We start from the raw sequence: 7,471 nt of genomic DNA on the forward strand, positions 1-7,471 counted from the left end.
CCTGGCGGTTTAAGCTCGCGCTTTTACTCATGTTCAAGGATTCACGCATGACCGTACCTCAAGTGCCCGGCAGTACCACCGACGACCGCTTCGCTGAAGTGCTTGCACTGATTCAAAGTGCCAGGCGGCAGGCCATGCAGGCGGTGAATACTCAATTGATCGAGCTGTACTGGCAGGTTGGTGCTTATATCAGTCGCAAGCTGGAGAAGGCCGAGTGGGGTGATTCCGTTGTCGGTCAGCTGGCGGAACATCTCAGTCAGACCCAGCCGGGGCTGCGTGGTTTTACTCGGCCCAATCTGTTTCGCATGCGTCAGTTCTACGAGACGTACCGGGGCGATGAGAAAGTCTCACCGCTGGTGAGACAATTACCCTGGACCCATAATCTGGTCATTTTCAGCCAGAGCAAACTACCGCAAGAGCGGGAGTTTTACTTGCGTACGGCGATCCAGGAGAAATGGTCGAAACGCGAACTGGAGCGCCAGTTCAAGGCAGCACTGTTCGAACGCAGCGTGACCCAGCCGGCCAAAGTCTCCTCAGTACTGAAACAAACTCACCCCTCTGCGTTAGAGATATTCCGTGACGCCTACATGGTAGAGTTTCTCGACCTGCCCGGCGCCCACGGCGAAACCGATTTGCATCGGGGCTTGCTGGCGCGTCTCAAGGAGTTTCTGATCGAGCTAGGTCGGGATTTCTGCTTTGTCGGCTCCGAATATCCGCTACAAGTTGGCGGACGTGATTTTGCGCTGGACTTGCTTTTTTTTCACCGCGGTCTCAATTGCCTGGTGGCCATCGAGCTCAAGGTCGGGCGTTTTGAGCCGGAGTATTTGGGCAAGCTGGGCTTCTATCTGGAAGCCCTGGATCGCGAAGAGCGCAAGCCTCATGAAAACCCGGCAATCGGTGTCCTGCTCTGTGCCAGCAAGGATGACGAAGTCGTCGAGTACGCCCTTAACCGCAGCCTGTCGCCCGCGCTGATCGCGGAGTATCAGGTCCAGCTGCCGGACAAACAGTTGTTGCAGGCCAAGCTGCATGAGTTCTATGCCTTGAATGTCGCCCAATCGGAAGAGGGCTGAACCAGCCGCTTATTCCCATAAACCATAAGCACCACACTTTGCGTGATATGGCCTTGCGAGGTTTGCCGGTATGATAGGCGCCCCCGCAGTCTGGATTGCGAATACGCCATGACCTTGCAGTACCCAACCATCGCCGATTGCGTCGGCAACACTCCGCTGGTCCGTTTGCAGCGCCTGCCCGGCGAAACCAGCAACACCCTTTTGCTCAAGCTCGAAGGGAACAACCCGGCGGGTTCGGTCAAGGACCGTCCGGCGCTGTCGATGATCACCCGTGCCGAGTTGCGCGGGCAGATCCATGCCGGCGATACATTGATCGAAGCGACCTCGGGTAACACCGGGATCGCGCTGGCCATGGCCGCCGCGATCAAGGGTTACAAGATGATCCTGATCATGCCGGACAACTCCAGCGCCGAACGCAAGGCCGCCATGACCGCTTATGGCGCCGAGCTGATTCTGGTCAGCCAGGAGCAAGGCATGGAAGGGGCCCGCGACCTCGCCCAGCGTATGGAAGCAGAGGGCCGCGGCAAGGTGCTGGATCAGTTCGCCAACGGTGACAATCCGGAGGCGCACTACACCACCACCGGTCCGGAAATCTGGCGCCAGACCCAGGGCACCATCACCCATTTCGTCAGCTCCATGGGCACCACCGGCACCATCATGGGCGTCTCGCGCTACTTGAAAGAGCAGAACGAGCGCGTGCAGATCATCGGTCTGCAACCGATGGAAGGTTCGGCGATTCCGGGTATCCGGCGCTGGCCCCAGGAGTATCTGCCGAAGATCTACCAGGCCGATCGCGTGGACCGCATCGTCGATATGGCCCAGAGCGAAGCCGAAGACGTGACCCGTCGACTGGCCCGCGAAGAAGGCATCTTCTGTGGTGTGTCATCCGGCGGTGCTGTGGCAGCGATGCTGCGTCTGTCTAAAGAAGTTGAAAACGCGGTGATCGTGGCGATCATCTGCGACCGTGGCGACCGTTACCTGTCGACCGGCATTTTCGACGCGCCCAACTGATGGCCAAGCATGAGAGAGGCCTGCGCTTCCAGCCCGCGGGCGGCAGCAAGGCCCCGCAAGTCCCGACCGGCAAAAAGCAGCGCCTGAGCATCGAGCGCCTGGCCAACGACGGTCGCGGCATCGCGTTTTTCGAAGGTCGAACCTGGTTCGTCATCGGCGCACTGGCCGGTGAAGAAGTCGAGGCGCGGGTGCTCGGCGCCCACGGCAAAGTGGTCGAGGCGCGTACCGAACGGGTATTCAAGGCCAGCGAACTGCGCCGCCCGGCGCCGTGCGCCCATGCCGCTCGTTGTGGTGGCTGCAGCGTGCAACATCTGCCGCACAGCGAACAACTCGCCCTGAAACAGCGCATGCTCGCCGAGCAATTGACCAGGGTCGCCGGTGTCGAGCCAGAAGAATGGGCCGCGCCTTTGAGCGGCCCGGAATTCGCTTACCGCCGTCGCGCCCGGGTAGCGGTGCGCTGGGACATGAAAGCGAAGAAGCTCGAAGTCGGTTTCCGCGCCGCCGGCAGTCATGACATCGTCGCCATCGATGAATGCCCGGTGTTGGTACAGCCCTTGCAACCGATCATGACCCGCTTGCCGGAGATGCTGCGGCGTTTGAGCAAGCCTCAGGCACTCGGGCACGTGGAGCTGTTCAGCGGCTCATCGCTGGCGGTTTTGCTGCGGCACATGGCGCCGTTGTCCGAAAGCGACATGACCATCCTCAAGGATTTCTGCGCGTTCCACGAGGCTCAGTTGTGGCTGCACGGTGAGAGCGAACCGCAGCCGGTCGAGGCCGATCAGTCCTTGGGCTATCGTCTTGAACAGTGGGATTTGAATCTGGCGTATCGGCCTGGGGATTTCATCCAGGTCAATGCCGGGGTCAACGAAGCCATGGTGGCCCAGGCGCTGGACTGGCTGAAACCGCAAGCCGATGAGCGAGTTCTCGATCTATTCTGTGGGTTGGGTAACTTTGCATTGCCGCTGGCCAAGGCCGTTCGCGAAGTCGTGGCGGTGGAGGGTGTGCAGGTGATGGTCGATCGCGCAGCCGCGAATGCTGTCAGCAACAATCTGAATAATGTGCAGTTTTTTCAGGCCGATTTATCCCAGCCTTTGACCGATGCCGAATGGGCGCGTGAAGGCTTTTGTGCGGTACTCTTGGACCCACCGCGTGACGGCGCTTTCGAGGTCGTGCGCAAGCTCAAGTCCCTGGGAGCCGAGCGGTTGGTGTATGTGTCGTGCAACCCGGCAACCCTGGCGCGCGACACCATTGAATTGATCAAGCAGGGCTACCGGTTAAAACGTGCCGGGATTCTCGATATGTTTCCTCAGACGGCACATGTCGAAGCCATGGCGTTATTTGAAGCGAGCTAGGATGCTCGTCTGGTCCGACTGGCCCGCCCGTGCAGCCGCGTACCAGCCCGACGTGGGCTCATGGGCAACGAAGGTCAGCGATTTGACGCATTGAATCTGCGTCGTAGGGAAGGTAAGCAAGATGGTACAGGTGAGAGCACACCAGCCGATCAACACCGACGGCAGTATCAATCTCGAGGCTTGGCTCGATCACGCGGTCAGTGTCGATCTGGCACTGGATCGCGAAGCCTTGAAAGAAGCCTGCGAGTACGCTCGCGAGGCCGAACAACAAGCCAATGCGGCGAAGAATTTATGGTCCGAAGGGACTTCGAGTTTCCGCACCGGCCTTGAGATCGCCGAGATTCTCGCCGACCTCAAGCTCGATCAGGATTCGCTGGTTGCCGCGGTTCTCTACCGTGGCGTGCGTGAAGGCCAGATCCCGTTGCCAGCGGTCAGCCAGCGCTTTGGTCCCGTAGTCGCCAAACTCATCGACGGTGTGCAACGCATGGCGGCGATCAGCGACAGCCTGAGCCCGCGTAAATCCATGGTGATGGGTACTCAGGGCCAGGTGGAAAACCTGCGCAAGATGCTGGTGGCCATGGTCGACGACGTTCGCGTCGCCCTGATCAAACTGGCCGAACGTACCTGTGCGATCCGTGCGGTGAAAACCGCCGATGACGAAAAGCGCAACCGCGTCGCCCGCGAGGTGTTCGACATCTACGCGCCGCTCGCCCATCGCCTGGGTATCGGTCACATCAAGTGGGAACTGGAAGACCTGTCCTTCCGTTACCTGGAGCCAGACCAGTACAAGCAGATCGCCAAGTTGCTCCACGAGCGGCGACTGGATCGCGAGCGCTTCATCAGCGACGTGATGAGCCAGCTGAAAAACGAGTTGCAGGCCACCGGGGTCGATGCTGATATCAGCGGCCGGGCCAAACATATCTATTCGATCTGGCGCAAGATGCAGCGCAAGGGTCTGGAATTCAGCCAGATCTACGACGTGCGGGCCGTGCGTGTGCTGGTGCCGGAAATGCGCGACTGCTACACCGCGCTCGGCATCGTCCACACCCTGTGGCGGCACATCCCCAAAGAGTTCGACGACTACATCGCCAACCCGAAAGAGAACGGCTATCGCTCATTGCATACCGCCGTGATCGGGCCCGAGGGCAAGGTGCTGGAAGTGCAGATCCGTACCCACGCCATGCATGAAGAGGCGGAACTCGGTGTCTGCGCGCACTGGCGCTACAAGGGTACCGACGTCAAGTCCGGCTCCAATCACTACGAAGAAAAAATCTCCTGGTTGCGTCAGGTGCTCGAGTGGCACGAAGAGCTGGGCGACATTGGCGGCTTGGCCGAACAACTGCGGGTCGATATCGAACCCGACCGGGTCTACATCTTCACCCCGGACGGTCACGCCATCGATTTGCCCAAGGGTGCGACGCCACTGGACTTCGCCTACCGCGTGCACACCGAGATCGGTCACAACTGCCGTGGCGCCAAGATCAACGGGCGCATCGTGCCACTCAACTACAGCCTGCAAACCGGTGAACAGGTCGAGATCATCACCAGCAAGCACGGCACCCCGAGCCGCGACTGGCTGAACCCGAACCTGGGTTACGTCACCACGTCACGGGCGCGGGCGAAGATCGTTCACTGGTTCAAGTTGCAGGCCCGTGATCAGAACGTCGCGGCGGGTAAAACCCTGCTGGAACGTGAACTCAATCGCCTCGGTCTGCCGGCGGTGGATTTCGACAAGCTGGCCGACAAGGCCAACATGAAAACCGCCGAGGACATGTTTGCCGCGCTCGGTGCCGGCGACCTGCGCCTGGCGCAACTGGTCAACCTGGCGCAGCAATTGGTCGAGCCGGAGCGCGGCAACGAACAGCTGGAACTGATCCCACGCAAGGCCACCGGCTACAAACCGGGCAAGCGTGGCGATATCCAGATCCAGGGTGTGGGCAACCTGATGACCCAGATGGCGGGCTGCTGCCAGCCGCTGCCGGGGGATGCGATCGTCGGCTACATCACCCAGGGCCGTGGCGTCAGTATCCACCGCCAGGATTGCGCCTCGGTGCTGCAATTGGGCGGGCGCGAGCCGGAGCGGATCATCCAGGTCAGTTGGGGGCCGGTACCGGTGCTCACCTATCCGGTGGACATTGTCATCCGTGCCTACGACCGTTCCGGATTGCTGCGTGACGTCTCGCAGGTGCTGCTCAACGAGCGGATCAACGTGCTGGCGGTCAATACCCGCTCGAACAAGGAGGACAACACCGCGTTGATGTCCCTGACCATCGAGATTCCGGGGCTGGACGCGCTGGGGCGCTTGCTGGGGCGGATTTCCCAGCTGCCGAACATCATCGAAACCCGGCGTAACCGAACCCCTTGAGTCGAGCTTTACTTTAGGAGCGAGCTTGCTCGCGAAGAACCAGAGGGCGGGGCGTCTATCCGGACTGCACGCGTCATCGTTAAGGTCCATCGCGAGCGAGCTCGCTCCTACAGGGAGCGCAAAGAGACTGACAGATGTATTCACTTGAAGACCTGCTGCACCTGATGAACCGCCTGCGCGACCCGCAGTACGGTTGCCCGTGGGACATCAAGCAAACCTACGCGACCATCGTCCCGCACACCCTCGAGGAAGCCTATGAGGTCGCTGACGCCATCGAGCGCGGGGACTTCGATCATTTGCAGGGCGAGTTGGGGGATTTGCTGTTCCAGGTGGTTTATTACAGCCAGCTGGCTCGGGAGGAGGGGCGTTTCGAGTTCGCAGGCGTGGTCGACAGCATTACCCGCAAGCTGATCCGCCGTCACCCGCATGTATTTCCCACCGGTGATCTGTATGCGCCGCTGGATGTACCGCGCTTGAATGAAGAGCAGGTCAAGCAGCGCTGGGAAGAGATCAAGGCTGAAGAGCGCGCGGAGAAATCCGTCGCGCCGCAACAGTTGTCCTTGCTCGATGACGTCCCCGCCGCGCTGCCGGCGTTGTCTCGATCGGCCAAGCTGCAAAAGCGTGCAGGGCAGGTCGGTTTCGACTGGCCTGATGCCTTGCCCGTCCTGGACAAGGTCCGGGAAGAGCTCGATGAAATACTCGAAGCGATGGCCGACAACGACTCGGTGGCAATTGCCGATGAAGTCGGCGATCTGCTGTTTTCCGTGGTCAATCTGGCGCGTCACCTCAAGGTCGATCCGGAAACCGCGCTGCGTGGCGCCAACGGCAAGTTCGAACGACGCTTCCGTTTTATCGAACAGGCATTGCGCGACACCCACCGTCCCATGGAAGATTGCACCCTCGAAGAGTTGGACGCCCTGTGGGGTGAAGCCAAACGTCAGGAAAAGAATGTGCCCAGCTGCGGTTGAGCAGTTGCCTAAGTGAGTAATAAGCACCATGAGCATTTCCCTTCGCGACCAGTTGCTCAAAGCAGGGCTGGTCAACCAGAAGCAGGCCAAGCAGGTCAGCAAAGACAAACAGAAACAGCAGCGTTTGGCCCACAAAGGCCAGATAGAGCTGGATGACTCCCAGCAGCGTGCGGCCCAGGAAGCCATGGCCGAGAAGGTCAAGCGCGACCAGGAACTCAACCGCCAGCAGCAGGAAAAAGTCGAGGCCAAGGCCCGTGTCGCGCAGATCAAGCAATTGATCGAAGCCACGCGTCTGCCCAAGTTGACGACCGAGGATTACTACAACTTCGTCGACGACAAGAAGGTCAAGCGCCTCTCGGTCAACACCTTGATGCGTAACAAGCTGAGCAACGGTTCGCTGGCCATCGTGCATCACGCCGGCGGCTACGAAGTGATTCCCCGTGAAGCGGCCCTGAAGATCCAGGAGCGCGATCCGCAACGTATCGTGCAGCTGAATGTGAAGACCGAAGAAGTTGCCGCCGAGGACGATCCGTACGCGGCCTATCAGATCCCGGATGATCTGATGTGGTAAGCGGTTGACGGCTGCAACAATGACAAACCCCGCTCATGGCGTAATGCTGTTCACTTAAGCGGAGCAGCCTTACGGTCCACTGGAAACCGGGTCTTTGAAATCTTCACCGTCCTTGGCCTCGAAGGCCTTGGACG

Annotated in this window: 6 protein-coding genes; all 6 read left to right on the forward strand. The window is 60.1% G+C overall.

Annotated elements, in window-relative coordinates:
* The first annotated feature begins 47 nt into the window (after positions 1–47).
* The 6 genes from ACIO0C_RS29100 (at position 48) to ACIO0C_RS29125 (ending at position 7,337) form a co-directional block, all read left to right on the forward strand.
* The gene (locus ACIO0C_RS29100; protein ID WP_401317639.1) at positions 48–1,070 is read left to right on the forward strand and encodes a YhcG family protein; all 1,023 of its coding nucleotides are present in this window, start codon (positions 48–50) and stop codon (positions 1,068–1,070) included.
* Positions 1,071–1,178: 108 nt separating this feature from the next.
* Positions 1,179–2,081, forward strand: coding sequence for a cysteine synthase CysM (gene cysM, locus ACIO0C_RS29105; RefSeq protein ID WP_401317641.1), 903 nt, complete (start codon positions 1,179–1,181; stop codon positions 2,079–2,081).
* A complete protein-coding gene (gene rlmD / locus ACIO0C_RS29110) occupies positions 2,081–3,433 on the forward strand; it encodes a 23S rRNA (uracil(1939)-C(5))-methyltransferase RlmD (protein ID WP_401317642.1) in 1,353 nt (450 codons plus the stop codon). The genes cysM and rlmD overlap by 1 nt, the downstream gene beginning before the upstream one ends.
* A gap of 121 nt (positions 3,434–3,554) precedes the next feature.
* Positions 3,555–5,798 carry a GTP diphosphokinase gene (gene relA / locus ACIO0C_RS29115; RefSeq protein ID WP_401317644.1) on the forward strand — a complete coding sequence of 748 codons (2,244 nt, stop codon included), beginning with the start codon at positions 3,555–3,557 and terminating at the stop codon, positions 5,796–5,798.
* A gap of 134 nt (positions 5,799–5,932) precedes the next feature.
* Entirely contained in the window at positions 5,933–6,766 is an 834-nt protein-coding gene (mazG, locus tag ACIO0C_RS29120) for a nucleoside triphosphate pyrophosphohydrolase (RefSeq protein ID WP_401317647.1), read from the forward strand.
* A gap of 28 nt (positions 6,767–6,794) precedes the next feature.
* Positions 6,795–7,337, forward strand: coding sequence for a DUF2058 domain-containing protein (locus ACIO0C_RS29125; RefSeq protein WP_008062859.1), 543 nt, complete (start codon positions 6,795–6,797; stop codon positions 7,335–7,337).
* The last annotated feature ends 134 nt before the right edge of the window (positions 7,338–7,471 follow it).

The organism is Pseudomonas sp. NPDC087336 (assembly GCF_044744285.1).
Classification (GTDB): domain Bacteria; phylum Pseudomonadota; class Gammaproteobacteria; order Pseudomonadales; family Pseudomonadaceae; genus Aquipseudomonas.